We start from the raw sequence: 18,527 nt of genomic DNA, 5'->3' as shown, positions 1-18,527 counted from the left end.
AAAAATTTATATTTGAAAAATATAAATAAAAATTCAAAATGAAACATTTTTTCTTAATTGTATTAATTAGTATTATTTCTAAGTCATATTCTCAAAACGATTTTTCCGATGTTTACAATAATGATTCTATTATAAAGAAAGGAATCAATTTATATGATTTAGAAAAATTTGACCAAGCTATCATTGAATACAATAAGATCAGTCCTAACGATCCTAAATATCTCTCTGCACAATATGAAAAAGCATTATGTTTAAATGCTTTAAATAAAAAAGAAGAACTTAAGTTATTTTTAGAAAATTTGTATTTGACCAAACAAATGCAAAAAAGTCCAGAACTCTATACATTATATGGGGTGTTTTTAAGTGACAATAAAGAATATGAATTATCAGAAAAAATCTTTAACGAAGGAAAACAATACCTTTCAAATTCTGCTTCTTTTCTATACAATTTTGCGATTCTATACATTAGAAAACAGGAAAATCAAAAATCCATTGATTTACTTAAACAAGTCATAACTATCAATCCAAATTATTCTTCTGCACATTATTTATTAGGTCTAATTGCTTTTGAAAATGGAAAAATAACCGAAGGAACTCTTGCTTTAATGAGTTATCTTATACTTACTCCAAATGGAAAATTTGCAGAAAAAGCAGTTCTTCAATTAAATGCTAAATATGGTGAAAACTATCTAACTAAAAATAATTTCGTTTTTTCTAAAACTGGAGATAATTTCGAAGAAATAGAAACTATTTTAAGAAACCAATTACCTCTAAATAAAGCTTATAAAATAAAATCTGAAATTGATGATGTAATCATCAGACAAGTACAAGCAGTATCCGAATACACTCTTGAACATAAAATGAGGGATGGTTTTTTTGAAACCACTTACATCCCATGGATTAAAGAAATGATTGAGAAAAACTATTTTGAAGGATTTTCATACTACATGCTTTTATCCTATAAAGACAAACTAGAAAAAGAACTAAATAAGCAAAAGAAAAAAATAACATACTTTGAAGAGAATTTTTACAATAAAGATTTTTGGTATTTTTTCGCAAAACGTAAAAAAGATTTATTTGGAAAACAGGAAGATGTCATTACTTTTTTAAAAGATAACGAGCCTTACCTTGTAGGAAAGGTAATAGACGGAAAATACGAAGGAAAATACAAATACCTGAATAAAAATGGTCTTCTTATTGGTGAATTAAACTTTGTGAACAATGAATTAGATGGACTCCAAAAATACTATAATGATGAAGGTCAAATAACTGAAGAAAAAACATTTAAAAACGGAAAATTAAATGGCGCCAGAACTACTTATTATCAAAATGGAAGTGTAAATGTTATAGAAAATTACCAAAATGGAATCTTAGAAGGCATCAGCACTTCATTTTATCCTACTGGAGGAAAAAAATGTGAAGTTAACTTTACAAATGGAGAAAGAAATGGAAAATATGAATGTTTGTTTGAAAACGGCAAACAAAAATCTGAAATTAGTTATTTAAATGGAAAACTAAATGGAAGTTTCAAAACTTATAATGAATTAGGCAATTTAGTATCAATCGAGAATTATGAGAATGATATACTTGATGGAGAATATTTTGAATATTATAACGACAAAACTATCAAATCTGAAGCAATCTATAATAAAGGTAAAATAAAAGATTTCTATAAAACTTATTATACAAATTCGTTATTGGAAAAAGAATTTAATTATATCGATGGAAAATTAAAGAATCTAACGAACTATTATTCTAATGGAAAAAAATCCAGTCAGGCCTTTTACAATGACAAAGAACAACTGGAAAATTATAATTACTACGATATTGAGGGAAATTTATATTATACAGAAAAATTTAAATCTGGAGAAATCAATTCAGGTATACAATATTCATTAAACACCCCAAAACCAATTGAAACTAATTTGTTGAATAACAAATTCAACATCAACGATTATAATGGAACCACAATTGTTTCCGGTAATTATAGTGATGGAAAAAAGAATAACCTTTGGCTATACTACTATCCTTCAGGCACTAAAAAGTTAGAGGAAAATTACACCAATAATGTTCTAAACGGCATTAGTAAAACTATAAACAAAAACGGAAGCTTAAGTAGTATAAAAAACTTTACAAATGATAAAATCAACGGGAAATATGAAGTTTATGAAAATGGCAAATTAACTTCTACTTACAACTATACAGATGACATAAAACAAGGTCCTTACCAAACTAATCATCCTGAAGGCACTTTACAAGAAGAAGGTTACTATATTGATGGGAATTTAAATTATGATTATAAATCATATTGGCAAAACGGAAATATTTATAAACATTCAGTCTATATTGAAGGAATTGCTACAAATACTAAAATACATAATGAAAACGGAGAACTTGAAAATGAATTTGACTATAAAAACAAAACAGGAATATTTACCACTAAATTATTTCACAGTACAATAACACGTAGTTTTCAACTTGCAAATGGTATTTTCAATGGCACTTATACTGAAAAAGACAAGTTAGGCAATACTATTGTAGATGCAAACTATATCAACGGTCTTTTACATGGTAATTATAAATATTATGGCCCTTTAGGAACTATAAAATATGAAAGCAATTATTTCTTAGGATACACTAATGGCACATCCAAAAATTATGATTTATATGGAAATCTCAGATCTGAATATACCTCTACTCATGGTGTTGAAAATGGAAAAATAACGTATTACTATCATAATAAATCGAAACTTTCTGAGTACAATAAAACAAATGATTCCAAAGAAGGAGACTATTCCTATTTCAATCAAAAAGGAGAATTGATTCTTACAGTAGCTTACCAAAACGATAGTCCGGTATATTACATTGCTAGAAATAAAAACAATGACCCATTATCTAAAACTATCATTAACAAAGAAAATACTAACATTGTAGCTTATTATTCTAATGGAAAAATAGCCATGCAAATTAATCTGATTAATGGCGAGACTGATGGGAAATTCATAATTAACAATGCTGAAGGGAAAACCGAATACCAATGTAATTATACCAACGGTCTAATGAACGGCGAACGAATTGAATATTATTCTAATGGAAATATTTATAGAAAAGAGCGTTTCTTAAACGATAATTATGATGGGATTCAGGATTTTTTTGATGAAAATGGGCAACTAAAAATATCCGCAGAATATAAGAATAACGAACTAAATGGTAAAACTTTAATTTATACTAACGGAAAACTTAAATCAACTAAAAAATATGATTCTAATGAATTACTCGAAATTTCAATATAAGCTATTTAATTATTTATTCTTATCGTGTTTTTTTAGCTTAAGTACTCTTGCTCAAAATACGCTCACGGAATACAAAAAAACATATCCTGACTATAATGAACTTATAATCAACAACCAACAATCATATAACATATCTATAGAAAATAAAAAATTAAAAATAATACAAGACAACCATTTTGAATCAATGATTCTTTCTGAAAATGGTATTCAAAACAATAGGGAATCATTTTCTTATTCCAATTTAGTAAAACTAAACAGCTATGATGCTTATGCACTTTTTAATGATAATGGAAAAGAAAAAAAAATAAAAGTATCCCAATCCAATGAAAAATCTTCAAAAAACGGAAACGTTTTCTTTGATGATGTAATGGTACGTGAACTCACCTTTAACAATCTGGAAACAGGTTCCAAAAAAGTGTACAATTATCAAACTGAATTTATTGACCCTTATTTATTACATAAGTTTATTTTTGGTGATGATTTACCAATTCAAAATTCAACACTTGAAATAACTACCGAAAAGAACATTGAAATTGGATATAAAATCTTTAATGATCCAAATAATAGTATTGCATTTACAAAAACAGAAAAAAAAGGAAAATGGATTTACAAATGGACTTTAACAGATATAAAACCTCTAAAATATGAAAATAATGCTCCAGGATATTTATATCTAGTTCCTCATATTAATTTTTATATCAAAAAATATGTAGTAGATAATCAAACTAATAACATATTAGGAAACATAGATAATCTATACACCTATTATAAAAGTTTTATTAAAGACTTAAATAAAGACGAAGATACTTTACTTAAAAATTTAACCCTAGAAATTATAAAAGATAAAAAAACTGATGAAGAAAAAATAAAAACAATTTTTTATTGGGTAAAGGACAATATAAAATACATAGCTTTTGAAAATGGCTATGAAGGTTTTATTCCACGTGAAGCTAGTTTAGTATTTAAAAGAAAATTCGGAGACTGTAAAGACATGGGAAGTATTATTAGTTGCATGGCTAAATATGCTAATATCAAAAATGTAACTATGGCTTGGATTGGCACACGCAGTATTCCCTATTCATACAATGACTTAGCAACTCCTGCAGTTGACAATCATATGATTGCAGTTTTTAAAAAAGATAATGATTATATTTTTCTAGATGCCACAGATAACGAAACTAATTATGGTATACCTACAGCATTTATTCAAGGTAAAGAAGCATTACTTTATGAAAATGAAAAATATCAAATCATCAAAGTTCCTGTTGTTCCTGCTGAAAAAAATAAAATCACAGATATTGTAAAACTAACTTTAAATGATAGCAAATTAATTGGCTCCGGAAAAATAGAACTACAAGGTTATAACAGAAGTCATACATTAATGAAAATTGGAGATACTTATAATAAAACCAGATTTGAATCTATCAAAAAAATGATTCTAAAAGGCAATAATAAGTTTAACTTAATTGAATACTCAGAAGAAAACAGAGATGACAAAGACAAGCCTTATATTATAAATTACACCTTTGATTTAGATAATTATATAATAAAATTGGATTCAGATATTTATATCAATCTATTCCTGGACAAACTCTTTGAAAATCTTATGATCGAAAAAGACCGAGTATCTAAATTTGATTTTGAATATCTAACCCAATATAACAATAAGTATATTTTAGACATTCCTAAAAACTTTTCCATCAAACAAATCCCTAAGAATTTTAGTCTAGACAATGATTATATAAAAGCTGATTTTATTTACGAATTAAAAAATGATGTTTTAAGCTTAAATATTAATTTAACTCAAAAAAAACTAACCCTTGAAAATGCAGATTTTGAAATTTGGAATGAAAGCATCAAAAAATTAAAAACAAATTATAACCAAGTACTCATAATATCAAAGAAAATATGAATAGAATAAACTTAAAACCAATCTTAACATTACTTTTATTAGCAAATGTTGCAATAAATTTTGCCCAAGACTTCTCCTTTAAAAATTATGATTGGCAGGAAAAACCAATCATGACTGAAATACCTGCTTTATACAAAGACAGCAAAGAAGTAATTCTTGATCGTACAATAAAAATTGAAATTATTGTAACTGGAAATACTGCCAAACAATACCATCTTAATCACGAAAAAATATTTATAAATTCAGATGAAGCCATTGAAAGAAATAATAAAATTTATATCTCATTTGGTAATAATGAAAACATACTAACTAATAAAGTAAGGGTAATATTAAAAAACGGTAATATTATCACATTAAACCCTGAAGACATCAAAGAGGAAGTAGATAAAGAAAGAGGTGTCAAATACAATTACTTTGCTGTAAATGGTTTAGAAAAGGGTGCTATAATTGAAAAATTATATATAATTGAAGAAAATCCTGATTTAAAAGGAAACACCGTAAAGATGCAATCTGAATTCCCTATTTCTAATCTAAGTTTTGAATTAATTTATCCAAAAAACTTAATATTCAAAACCAAAAGTTATAACGGCTTAAGTAATCCTGTCTTAAACGATTCACTAATAGAAGGCAAAACTAAACTTACTCTCAATGAACAAAATATAGCTGCTTTAAATGATGATGAAAAATATTCAAATTGGGATGTTAAAATTAAACTTTTTAGATACAAATTAGAAGGAAACAATAATAATGGAGCAAAGAACCTATACAATTACAAAGAATTTGCTACAAATGTCCATAACCGTATTAATGTAATTTTAGACAAAAAACAGCAAAAATCAATCGATGATTTCTGTGCTACAATTACAAAATCAAGTGACGAGCAAGAACAAATTTGGAATATTGAAAATAGAATCAAAAAAACAATCACTCTTGAAAAATTTATTGATTCGAAAGAAAGTTTAACAGATGTTATTAAATCAAAACAAGCTAATGAAGTCGATATTTTAAAATTATATAAAGCCGTTTTAAAAAATTTCAAAATAGAAAATCATATTGTATTTACATCAAGTCGCTACAAAATACCTTTTGATGTAGATTTTGAAAGCTATGAAAATTTAAATGATTTCTTAATTTACTTCCCAAGCATTAAGAAATATTTAAGTCCTAAAGAAATAGAATTTAGGATCCCTCTTTTTCCTAAATATTTAGGTAATAACTATGGATTATTTATAAAAGAAAAAGAATTTGCAGGAGTCTCAATGGCAATTAGTGAAGTTAATTTTATTGAAATTCCAGGAAATGACATTTCCCATGATTACATGGACATAATAGTAGATTTCACAAAAGATATTAGTAATCCTTTTATATCCAGTAAGCTTTCATTTGGAGGTTATTCAGGATTGAATATGCAACCTATCAAAGATTTTTATCCAGCTGAGCAATATCAAACAATACTTAAAAACATTGCAGAAAATTACACTGTTAAAACAGAATATAAAACTCTTAATGCTAGTAATGATGGAATTGAAAATATTGGAAAAAAACCATTTGTTTTAGATTTAACTTTCGAAGGAAAAGATCTTATTCAAATGGCGGGTGATAAATATCTATTTTCAGTTGGCCAAATAATAGGTCGTCAAATGGAATTTTATCAAGAAAATAAAAGAGTATTACCAGTAGAAATAGATTACCCTCATTTTTACACACGTAAAATAAAGATAATTTTACCTAAAAACACTACAATCCAAAATTTGGAAAAATTCAATATGGATTTCAAAACAATAATTAATAATAAGCCGGAAGCTGCATTTATAAGCAAATACAATAAAGAAAATAATGAGATTGTCATTGAAAACTCTGAATACTATAATATCATAAACTATCCATTAGCAAGTTTTGAAGATTATAAAGCTGTAATAAATGCAGCAGCAGATTTTAATAAAATTGTAGTAATACTTTCTAACTAAATTAGAATTTTATTTTTTTATTACATTAAAAAAGGCAGTTAACAACTGCCTTTTTTAATTGTCTTTTACATCGTAAAAATATTATATACAATCACATGATCGTTATAGGTAATGTATAATTGCTTTCGATTTTCTTGCTTTTTTCGGGTAATTATAGAAACGGTACAATCAATTCCATCATTGTCTTTACAAGTAAAAGAATAAACCAAATCGCTTTCACTTTCTGACTCCGGCTGATAGCTTAAAATTTCATATAGCTGAATATTTTGAGAATAAACTAAAATCCTGTTTTTATTGGTATCCAAGGTAACCAGTATGTTAACCAGACTCAAATCAGACCATTTTCCCCATTTCCCTTTTTCGTTTTTTTCTAAAACACTAAAACCGGAAGTCTTGAATCTATAGGTTTGACTATAGGATTGCTGTACTCCAAGTCCTAAAAATAGTAAGCTTATGTAAAAGCATTTGATTTTTGTCATTTCAATTATTTTAAAATAAAAAATTAGCGACTTCTTTTTTGGCTAACTGATATTCCTGTATCGTATCTAAAACTATGGTTTCGGCAGATTTTATTTCGTGAATTAATCCTGCAATCTGACCTATTTCCAATTCTCCTTCTATTAAATCCCCCTCAAAAATGCCTCTTTTGGCTCGCGCCCTTCCTAACAACTGGGACAAATCCTCTTTCGTAGGACACTTAGTATATAATTCCTGAATATCTTCAAAAAACTTATTCTTAATCAAGCGCACCGGAGTTAGCTCTTTCAAGGTCAAATGCGTACCACCTTCTTTTGTGTTTAGAACCACTTGCTTAAAATTATCATGTGCCGAAGATTCTTTTGAAGCCGCAAACCGACTGCCTATTTGAACCCCATCAGCTCCTAAAACCATTGCTGCCAGCATTCCTTTTCCATTAGCTATACCACCAGCTGCAATAATAGGAATTTTTATTTGTTCTTTCACCATAGGGATTAAAGTAAAAGTGGTTGTCTCATCCCTACCGTTATGCCCTCCTGCTTCAAAACCCTCGGCTACAATAGCATCTACACCTGCTTCCTGAGCTTTTAATCCAAATTTTGTACTACTCACCACATGCACTACCGTAATGCCATTTTCTTTTAAATAAGGCGTCCATGCCATCGGATTTCCGGCTGATGTAAAAACAATTTTGACTCCTTCGTCAACAATAATTTTCATAATTTCTTCGATATTGGGATACAACATCGGGATATTCACTCCAAAAGGTTTTGAAGTTGCTTTTTTACATTTTTGAATATGTTCTCTTAAAACTTCCGGATACATCGAACCGGCTCCTAATAAGCCCAAACCTCCGGCATTACTTACCGCGCTGGCCAACTTATAACCACTTACCCAAACCATTCCTGCCTGAATTATGGGATATTTAATATTGAAAAGTGTGGTTATTCTATTCATCAAAACTACTTTTTAATTATTTTTCCGTTCTTCGAAACCGAATCTGATTCGATGTGATAAAAATAAATCCCTCTATTTAACGACTCCAAAGAAAAATCAGTATGTATACTCTCTACTTTTTTCTCCAAAACTTTTTGCCCTAAAACATTATAAAACAAAACTTTCCCCGAATTAAAACTGGGAGGAAAATCTACAGCGATAACATCGGAAGCAGGATTAGGATAAGCAACATAATATTCAATCTTTTCGCTTTTTAATGAGACTCCTTTGTTTAACGCCAAACCAAAATCAGGAATTCCATAACCATATTGATTATCTGGTGCAGCATACTTTGTTGCCGACTCAAGCATCAACTCTTTTATTTCCTGATTGGTTTTATCAGGATAAGCTTGCCATAAACAGGCTAACATACCTGAAATTATGGGAGCCGAAAAAGAAGTTCCACTTAAAAAAATGCTATTTCCGTTTTCGTCTGAAACAACTGTTTTTTCTCCCTGAGCCATCACATCAGGTTTTATGCGACCATCAAAAGAAGGCCCTATCGAACTAAAACCGGCTATCGTTTTATCTGCCTTAACCGCGCCCACCGCAATCACCGAAGGAGCATCGGCTGGAGCTCCTATATAAGGACTTTTAGTTCCTCCGTCATTGCCGGAAGAAACTACCACCAACATCCCACGACTAAAAGCAATCTCAGCTCCTTTAGAAATAAAAGTGCTCGTCCCATTTCTATCGCTATAATTATGATTGTATGCCGGATTATCAAAATCAGTATATCCTAATGAACTACTGATTATATCCACTCCCAAACTATCTGCTTTTTCAGCCGCTTCAACCCACAAGGATTCTTCAACAGGATTTTCTGAAGTAACATCCTCAGTAATAAATAAATAATAAGAAGCACCAGGAGCAGTACCTATCAACACATTATCGACATAAGCTCCCATAGTTGAAAGTACAAAAGTTCCGTGCGAATCCTGAGAAAAAATATCATCATTCCTCTTTACAAAATTATATCCGCCTAAAATTTGATTATTATCTCTTAAGCGCTTAAAAGGAAGTGCTTTATCAACACCCGGAAAACCCGAATCTAAAACAGCAATTATTTTTCCCGAACCTGTATAATTTTGCTGATGCAAAAGCTGTCCGTTTAACATTTCTACTTGTACAGCCGATCCACCATAAGCATAAACCGTTTTCTCTTTTTTTAAATCGCTTTTTTGTATTTCTACAGATTTAGTTGTAACGATCTTATTGGTAGTATTCAAAGTTTTATCAGCAAAATCAACTTTGGCAACAAAACCAAAGTTTTTTAAAGAATTAATTAGGCTTTGAGTTCCTCTCACATGAATTGCATTCAGCCATTTGGATTTAGCCATCACTTTAATTCCTGAAACAGCACTAACAGTATTGATAAAGCTTTGATTAATGGGAACATCTTTAAAATCCAAAGCGATGTTTTGAGTGCTCCGTCTGTCTAAAGCACGTTGAGACAACATCATCGAAGGATTATCCAGAAAATATTGCTCATTTGCCTTGGCATTAAAATACACCCAGGCTTCTTCTTGCGAAAAAACCAAAAGAGGGACAAATATTAAAAACAACAAAACAAACTTTTTCATAGTACCAATATAAGCAGAAAAAAAAAGTGATTAATCTTCTAAAAGAATTAATCACTTAAATTTATTGTTTTTTTTCGAAAGTCCAACTAAGAAATCACTCCCGAGCCGACTAATTCCTCACCCAGATGCCAGGCTACAAATTGTCCTTCGGTAATAGCTGATTGTGGTTCTTCAAAAGAAACATACATGCCCGATTCAAACTGATGCAAAGTAGCTTCCTGCAAAGGCTGTCTGTATCGAATTCTTGCTTTTACTTTCATCGTTTCTCCATTGGCTAAAGCCAAATCTTCACGAATCCAATGCACTTCTGATTTTTCTATAAATAATGCTTTTCTAAACAAACCCGGATGATGGCTTCCCATTCCTGTATAAATAGTATTCGAAACTACATCAGTTGCTATGACAAATAAACCTTCGGCAGTACCGCCCACATTCAATCCTTTTCGCTGTCCTATGGTGAAATAATGTGCTCCCTGATGCTTTCCTACCGTCTTACCCATTTCAGGCGAATATTGAATTGGTTTTGCAGCTAAAGCCAAAGTTTCCTCTTCTGACAATCCTTCCGGAATTATAGTATCATAAACCGGATTACTTTTATCAATTTGGACAATAACGCCATCTTTAGGTTGTAATTTTTGTTGTAGAAATTCTGGCAAACGTACTTTCCCAATAAAACATAATCCTTGCGAATCTTTCTTTTCGGCAGTTACCAATTCCATTTCGGCTGCAATTTCGCGCACTTGTGGTTTAGTCAGTTCTCCAATTGGGAAAAGTGATTTTGACAATTGCTCTTGCGATAATTGACACAGAAAATAAGACTGATCTTTATTGTTATCTACTCCTGAAAGCAATTGATAAACCGGCTTTCCGTCAACTTCAATTTCGTTTTTTCGGCAGTAATGTCCCGTTGCAACATAATCGGCACCAAGACTTAAGGCGATTTTCATAAAAACATCAAACTTTATCTCGCGATTACAAAGTACATCAGGATTTGGAGTTCTCCCTTTTTCGTATTCGCTGAACATATAATCAACAATTTTTTCTTTGTATTGTTCGCTTAAATCAACGGTTTGAAATGGAATTCCTAATTTCTCAGCTACTAACAAGGCATCATTACTATCTTCTAACCACGGGCAATCATTTGAAATCGTAACCGAATCATCATGCCAATTTTTCATAAAAAGGCCAATAACCTCATAGCCTTGTTGTTGCAACAAATAAGCCGCAACACTAGAATCGACACCACCGGAAAGCCCTACTACAACACGCTTCATAATAAAATTTGTTTTATGAGGCTGCAAAGGTACAAAGTTTTCAACCGATTCTTATCCCTAACTATTGTTAATTCTAAAGCCGTTAGATTATCATCAAAAAACTGTTTGAGTTTTTATTGTAAAACGAATATGTTTTAACAATTTTCTTTTTTGCTTGATCAAAAAAGAAACAAAAAAATCAAGTCTTACGCTTCCTCGTCGGTCAAATTAGTTTTCGAATACTAAAAGAAAATAACTCGCTTCGCTCAAACAGATTTTCTTTTTACGTATTCTTCAAACATTTGACACTCGACTGCGAAAGCTAAGGACATTTAAATGACGTAAAAAATTACTTTGTTTTGGCGGCATTTACTTTTTTAGGATTACTCTCATTGACTTCCTGTGTTAATTTTCCGTTTTCGAAAAATTGCCAAATTCCTGTTTTCTTTCCGTTTATAAATTTACCTTTGGAAACTACATTTCCATCTACATCTTTAAAAACGGTTATACCATCGTATTGATCGTTTTTAAAATTAGATTCTTCTAAGACAATTCCTTTTTCAGAATATTTTTTAGAACTACCATTCTTTAAACCCAATTTATAATTTGTTTCCTCGGCAATTTTACCACTTGGAAAATACACTGATCGCAAACCTTCCAGTTTTCCGTTTTTATAATTTTCGATTGTCATAATCGTTTTAGAAGCCTGATGGTAATATTTCCATTCGCCTTCAAACAATTTATTGACTACCTTTCCTTCACTGACTTTATTCTTACTTTGGTCATAAAAAACTGTGTAAGCCATATTATCATTAGGATTAAAAGTCCGCGTTGCTATAACAGTTCCAGCCTTGGTATCATCAAAAAACTTAAACTCACCTATTTCTTTACCATGAGAAAAAGTTCCTTCGTATCGAAGTCTTTTGGATTCCGGATAAAAACCTTTCCACAAACCATCTTTTTTTCCATTGACATCTAAATTATTAAAAGCATTTTGAGCCTGAAGACCACAAAAACTTAAAATCATAAATACAAGCAAACTTACTCTATACAATGTTTTCATAAAACTATTTCTTTATACCTTAAAACGTCTGAACCAAATTATAAATTATCTCTAAAACCAAAAAAATCCCGAATGAACGAGATTTTTTTGATACTTATTATTTTTTTTTGTTTTGAGCTTTCATAGCTTCCTGTTGCGCCATAGCTTCCTGAAGCTTTTGTTGAAACTTACTTTGTTTCTTTGGCTCTTTCTTTTTGTTTTCCTGAATTTCAGCGTGAATCTTATCGCTATCAATAATGTAATTTTTGATAACTAACATAATTCCAATTGTAATTGTATTAGAAATAAAATAATACAAACTCAATCCTGAAGCATAGCTGTTAAAGAACAACAACATCATTAATGGCGAAATGTACACCATTATTTTCATCATCTTCGCCATATCAGGCATTCCTTCTTGTTGTGGTGTTGCCATTTGTTGGTCTCCAGTGGTCATTTTCATATAAAAGAAAATGGCGATTGAAGCTAAAATTGGGAACAAACTAATATGATCTCCATAAGCAGGAATATGGAAAGGCAATTTGTAAACTGAATCGAATGACGATAAATCATCTGCCCATAAAAAGCCTTTTTGTCTTAACTCTAAAGCCGATGGAAAGAACTGGAACAAGGCGTAGAAAACAGGCATCTGCAATAAACCAGGCACACATCCAGCCATTGGGTTTACCCCGGCCTTGTTGTATAACTTCATTGTTTCCTGCTGTTTTTTCATAGGCTCATCCTTGAATTTTTCAGCAATTTCAGTAATTTCAGGTCTCAACACTTTCATTTTTGCCTGAGAAAGGAAAGACTTATAGGTTATAGGCGACATGATTAATTTTACCAAAATAGTAAACAATACAATTGCCCAACCTTGAGAGATAAACATACTCAACAATCCATACATAGGGATAAAAGCATGACGGTTAATCCATCCAAAAATTCCCCAACCTAAGGCTACAACATCCTCTAAATGTTTATCGTAAGATTTCAACAATTTATAGTCTGTAGGACCGTAATACCAATTCATCTTTTGGTCAATCTCTCCATTTTTGAAAGCCAATGGCATAACTGCCTTGAATTGTTTAGTATAAGTTGTATCAACATTGGCATCTTTTACTAAATTATTAGAGTGTAATTCAGCTGTTTTAAACGGAGTTGACGACAATAAAATAGAAGAAAAGAAATGCTGTTTGTAGGCTACATAAGAAACATCTTCAGCAGTTTCAGTCTTGTCATTCCCCTGACCTAAATAGTCTTTTTTACCTTCTTCATATTCGAAATACAATTCAGAATAACGGTTCTCATAAGTAATACTTTTTTCATTAGCATAAGTCTTAAGATTCCATTCTAATTGTAATGGTTTTTCTGTTTTCAAAACACTATTCAATCCTTGCGTTTGAATATCAAAATCCAACATATAATCAGCCGCTTTTAATACATATTTGTATTCCAAATAAGCATTATCAGCTGCTTTTAAACGCATTGTCAAAATTTGGTCTTCACCATTTTTTGTCAAAGTTGGTTCAAAATAAAGATCCTTAGTATTTAAAGTATGATTGTCTTTTGTTAATAATTGAAGATTAAACTGTGCATTATTGTCTTTTACCAATTGCACTAATTTACCTGAACCTTTTTTAAATCGCTCATAATTCTTTAAAGTTGCCTCTACAATATATCCACCTTTATTAGCAATTTTAAGTCTTACTAATTTGTTTTCAATTGTAGTATATTCGTCTTTAGCAGAAGCTAAAGTAGCCGAATAAGCAAAACTTCCTAAAGATTTTTGCAACTGCGCTAATTTCAAAGTGTCATTAGTTGCAACTGGGGCTGCATTAAGTTTAGCAGCATTTTCTTGAACTTTAGCATCTTTAACGACCAATTCTTTTTTGGCTTTTTCTGCAGCAAGTTCTGCTTCAGAAGGCTTGTTTTGATACATTATCCAAAGTAAAATACCAAAAATCAATACAAAACCTATTAACGAATTAGGGTCAAACTTTTTTTCTTCCATTATTACACGACTTATTTTTATTAGCTTATTCAGCCAAATTATTTGATTCTATTACTAGAAAAACTATTGTTTTTTTCTTGCTTTTACTGCTGCAGCCACAAAGTTCACAAAAAGAGGGTGTGGATTTGCCACAGTACTCTTATATTCCGGATGGTATTGTACTCCAATAAAGAAAGGATGCTCTTCAATTTCTACAATTTCCACTAATCCTGTATCCGGATTCACCCCTGAAGCTTTTAATCCTGCTTTTTCCAATTGAGTAACGTAAGCACTGTTGTATTCATAACGGTGACGGTGACGCTCGTGAATAGTTGTTTGACCATATATTTTATAAGCTAAAGTATCTGGTTTTATTTCACATTTCCAGGCTCCAAGACGCATTGTACCTCCTTTGTCGGTTACATTTTTTTGCTCTTCCATCAAGTTCACAACCGGATGAGCCGTTTGGTCATTCATCTCAGTCGAATTAGCTTCTGCTAATCCTAATACATTTCTTGAATATTCAATTACCGACATTTGCATTCCAAGACAGATTCCGAAGAAAGGCATTTTGCTTTCACGTGCATAACGCACCGCAGCAATTTTACCTTCAATTCCTCTTTCACCAAATCCCGGTGCTACTAAAATAGCGTCGATATCTTTTAATTTATCAGCAATATTTTCGTCATCGATATATTCTGAGTGAATAGAAACTACATTTACTTTAGTTTCATTAGCCGCACCCGAATGAATAAATGCTTCCAAAATAGACTTGTAACAGTCTTGCATTTCAACATATTTCCCAATCAAACCAATATTTACGGTATGTTTTGGGCTTTTTAATCTTTTTAAGAAAGTATTCCAGTTTTTCAAATCCGGAGCTGCTTTCTTAGGTAAATCTAATTTTTTCAAAGCCACAATATCCAATCCTTCTTCAAGCATTAAATTAGGCACTTCGTAAATAGTCGAAGCATCAATAGACTGAATAACTGCTTCTTTTTTTACATTACAAAACAAAGCCAGTTTACTGCGTATTTCCTGTGAAAGTTCATGCTCAGTTCTACAAACCAGTATATCAGCCTTAATTCCGCTTTCCATCAAAGTTTTCACTGAGTGCTGAGTAGGTTTTGTTTTCAACTCCCCAGCAGCAGCTAAGAAAGGAACTAAAGTAAGGTGAATTACAATAGCATTGTTTTCACCTAAATCCCAAACTAATTGACGAACAGATTCAATATAAGGCAAAGATTCAATATCCCCTACAGTTCCACCAATTTCAGTAATAATAATATCATAATCACCGGATTGCCCCAGCAATTGCATTCTGTCCTTAATTTCATTAGTGATATGAGGAACAACCTGAACCGTTTTTCCCAGAAACTCCCCTCTTCTTTCTTTTTCAATAACCGAAAGATAAATTCTACCAGTCGTTACGTTATTAGCCTGAGAAGTCGGAACATTCAGAAAACGCTCGTAGTGACCTAAATCTAAATCAGTTTCAGCTCCATCATCGGTTACATAACATTCCCCATGTTCATAAGGATTCAATGTTCCCGGGTCAACATTTAAGTAGGGATCAAATTTTTGAATAGTTGTTCTGTACCCTCTTGCCTGTAATAATTTTGCTAATGATGCTGCTATAATTCCTTTTCCCAAAGAAGAAGTAACCCCTCCAGTAACAAAAATATATTTTGTTTGATTCATGCTGTTCTAGTTTGTATTGTAGTTGTGTAAAAAACGTGGCAAAAATACGATTATAAATTTAGATTATGCTAATTTGGAAATGAGATAATTTCTAAAATTGACTTTTGTTAATACAAAAATAAAAACCTCATTAAATTCACAAATCAATGAGGTTTCGGATATCTTTTTTTAATATTTCGTATCAATTCTTCTAAACCGTTCAACTTTAGTTCGTAAATCAATTGTAACTGCTCTCCTAATTCTCCTTTTGGAAAACCTTTATTGTGATACCAAACCACATAATATTCGGGTAAATCAATTAAAAATCGACCCTCATATTTACCAAAAGGCATTTTAGTATATGCCAACTTCACGAGTTTTTTTTGATTATCATCCATCTAAAAACTACTGATTAATTGGCTACTTTTTCAGTCAAATCAGTATCATAATACAAGATATAAACCCCTTTATTTACATATCCAGCATTATCTTTTTTATAATACTCAAATTTATTCTCAAATTGCTCTGTTGCAGTTGCATTCACTGTTTCTTCAAAAGGCTTATTTTGCATCAAACGCATCATGGTATCAAAAGTCACATCAAATCCTCTCACAGCATAATCACTTGGAGAAATTAGATTTATCTTTCTAAATTTATTTTCGAAAATAACACCTTCCGGAGAATTATTATCTCTAATTACTGAAGGATACATTAATTTCAGTTTCACCAAATTAGAGAAATTAATCTCATCAGTATCCAAAGTAGCATTTGGCTCCAAAATCACTAATTGAAGCTGATAATCAGGCATAGCACTTAACATTGCCGCAATGGTAGCCTTAATCATCAAAGTGTTTGCTGTTTCAAGCACCACATAATTCATTCGCCCGGCAACCAACATTCCTTTTAAACTTTCAGCAGCCACGCCACCCTTTTCAGTCAAAGGAACCAGCCTCACATCAGTCTGATTTTGTTTTATATACTGAATTACAGATTCTTTCTTTTTATCAACTACAGCAATAACATTCCCTTTTTTAGAACGCATATAATTGAACATAGCGCTTTTCAAAACATCATTAGAAGGAATGGTTTGGTACAAATTAGCAATTGGATTTCCAGCATCTTTTGACAATGGCGAAATCACAGGCACATTATTAACCGCTAACAAACGAGCCGTCGTTTCGGCGTTATTTTGATAAAACGGACCAACAACCGCATCAGCTGTTTGTAAATTATTATTCTTAACAATTGTTGCTATATCAGAACCATACTTCGTTTCTTCCGAATCCACTATCTGAACATCTATAGGAAGCCCCAACGTTTTAGCCGAATCTATTGCCATCAAAGCCCCGGCATAAAAATCTAAGGTCATATTTAAAAACTTATCCTTCTTCAATCTCGACACTACCGAATTCAAAGTATCTCCCTCAACTCTGCTAACATTAAACGGTAAAAGCAATGCTATTTTTTTACGTCCCGAAAAATTAGCCTTAGGAACTAAATCAACATACACTTTGTTTTCCTGTACTTTTGGAAACGTCAAATTAGCTGGCGCTTTTAAAAGCATCCCCGTTTCAACACCATTTTTAAGTTCAGGATTTAAAACCAGTAATTCTTCCTGACTCATGTCAAACGTTTTTGACAAACTATACAACGTTTCTTTAGGTTTCACTTCATAAGTTGCATATTTCTTAACCGGAACAACAGCAACCTCCTGCTTAACCGTTTCTTTTTGAGGCAATACAGAAGTTTTAACAGGAGCTCCTTTAATCAACAAATGAGAACCAACAGTCAAATTAGCTACGATTTCAGGATTTTTCTTTTCTAATTCAGCAATAGTAATACCGTATTTCTTAGCAATTGAAAATTTAGTTTCTTTAGGAAGCACATCATGATACAAAGGTTTCTCCTGAAGCACCACCTTAGGTTTAGCAGCATATTTAGATGGGATTACTAAAACCTGATCTATTTGCAAACCCTCTGTTTCTAAAAAAGGATTCGCTTTTTTCAAATCAGCATCCGAAACATTGTATTTTTTCTCTATTCCAAACAAAGTTTCCTTAGGCATTACTTTATGCGTTATTTGCGCCGGAGTAACTACCTTTTTCACAGCCACTTTAGCAGGAATCAAAAGCACCGTTTTAGGACTTAATTTTCTTTGAGCATCGGGGTTTAATTTATAAATATCATAAGGAGTTACTTGATACTTCTTAGCAATATCATTTATAGTTTCTCCGCTTTCTACTTTATGCGTTATCGTTCCTTGCGAAATAACAAGATTGGTAAACATCAAAACAGGAATCCAAATTGCAAAAAAATACTTCATTCGATTATTTT

At 31.3% G+C, this 18,527-nt stretch carries 12 protein-coding genes; 3 read left to right on the top strand and 9 right to left on the bottom strand.

Annotation, left to right across the window (positions count from 1 at the left end; translation table 11 throughout):
• Positions 1-38 precede the first annotated feature (38 nt).
• The 3 genes from EOD40_RS17080 to EOD40_RS17070 are packed head-to-tail and all read left to right on the top strand — an operon-like array spanning position 39 to position 7,172.
• Positions 39-3,293: a toxin-antitoxin system YwqK family antitoxin gene (locus EOD40_RS17080; protein WP_128197620.1), complete on the top strand. Its 3,255-nt coding sequence runs from the start codon at positions 39-41 to the stop codon at positions 3,291-3,293.
• Positions 3,268-5,205: a DUF3857 domain-containing protein gene (locus EOD40_RS17075; RefSeq protein ID WP_164905504.1), complete on the top strand. Its 1,938-nt coding sequence runs from the start codon at positions 3,268-3,270 to the stop codon at positions 5,203-5,205. Before EOD40_RS17080 ends, EOD40_RS17075 begins: the two co-directional genes overlap by 26 nt.
• Positions 5,202-7,172 (top strand): DUF3857 domain-containing protein, encoded by a 1,971-nt coding sequence (locus EOD40_RS17070; RefSeq protein WP_128197617.1) that lies wholly within the window; start codon positions 5,202-5,204, stop codon positions 7,170-7,172. The genes EOD40_RS17075 and EOD40_RS17070 overlap by 4 nt, the downstream gene beginning before the upstream one ends.
• A 65-nt stretch (positions 7,173-7,237) precedes the next feature.
• Here the strand turns inward: EOD40_RS17070 and EOD40_RS17065 are convergent, their stop codons facing one another.
• The 9 genes from EOD40_RS17065 to EOD40_RS17025 form a co-directional block, all read right to left on the bottom strand.
• A complete protein-coding gene (locus EOD40_RS17065; protein ID WP_128197615.1) occupies positions 7,238-7,651 on the bottom strand; it encodes a hypothetical protein in 414 nt (137 codons plus the stop codon).
• Between the two features lie 10 nt (positions 7,652-7,661).
• The gene (locus tag EOD40_RS17060) at positions 7,662-8,606 is read right to left on the bottom strand and encodes an NAD(P)H-dependent flavin oxidoreductase (RefSeq protein ID WP_128197613.1); all 945 of its coding nucleotides are present in this window, start codon (positions 8,604-8,606) and stop codon (positions 7,662-7,664) included.
• 5 nt (positions 8,607-8,611) lie between these two features.
• Positions 8,612-10,228 (bottom strand): S8 family serine peptidase, encoded by a 1,617-nt coding sequence (locus EOD40_RS17055; RefSeq protein WP_128197611.1) that lies wholly within the window; start codon positions 10,226-10,228, stop codon positions 8,612-8,614.
• Between the two features lie 86 nt (positions 10,229-10,314).
• Positions 10,315-11,502, bottom strand: a complete 1,188-nt coding sequence (gene mnmA / locus EOD40_RS17050; protein WP_128197610.1) for a tRNA 2-thiouridine(34) synthase MnmA — start codon at positions 11,500-11,502, stop codon at positions 10,315-10,317.
• A gap of 328 nt (positions 11,503-11,830) precedes the next feature.
• Complete coding sequence (locus EOD40_RS17045) at positions 11,831-12,544, bottom strand: toxin-antitoxin system YwqK family antitoxin (RefSeq protein ID WP_128197608.1); 714 nt, start codon at positions 12,542-12,544, stop codon at positions 11,831-11,833.
• Positions 12,545-12,641: 97 nt separating this feature from the next.
• Complete coding sequence (gene yidC, locus EOD40_RS17040; RefSeq protein ID WP_128197606.1) at positions 12,642-14,534, bottom strand: membrane protein insertase YidC; 1,893 nt, start codon at positions 14,532-14,534, stop codon at positions 12,642-12,644.
• Positions 14,535-14,597: 63 nt separating this feature from the next.
• On the bottom strand, positions 14,598-16,214 hold the full coding sequence (locus tag EOD40_RS17035; protein ID WP_128197605.1) for a CTP synthase: 1,617 nt from the start codon (positions 16,212-16,214) through the stop codon (positions 14,598-14,600).
• A gap of 143 nt (positions 16,215-16,357) precedes the next feature.
• Positions 16,358-16,591 carry a DUF3820 family protein gene (locus EOD40_RS17030; RefSeq protein WP_128197603.1) on the bottom strand — a complete coding sequence of 78 codons (234 nt, stop codon included), beginning with the start codon at positions 16,589-16,591 and terminating at the stop codon, positions 16,358-16,360.
• A 14-nt stretch (positions 16,592-16,605) separates the two neighbouring features.
• Entirely contained in the window at positions 16,606-18,516 is a 1,911-nt protein-coding gene (locus tag EOD40_RS17025) for an amino acid ABC transporter substrate-binding protein (protein ID WP_128197601.1), read from the bottom strand.
• Between the last annotated feature and the right edge of the window lie 11 nt (positions 18,517-18,527).

The organism is Flavobacterium sufflavum (assembly GCF_004016525.1).
In the GTDB taxonomy this organism is placed as follows: Bacteria; Bacteroidota; Bacteroidia; order Flavobacteriales; family Flavobacteriaceae; genus Flavobacterium; species Flavobacterium sufflavum.
The sequence above is the reverse complement of the archived record's forward strand: the minus strand, read 5'-3'. Positions and strand labels throughout refer to the sequence as shown.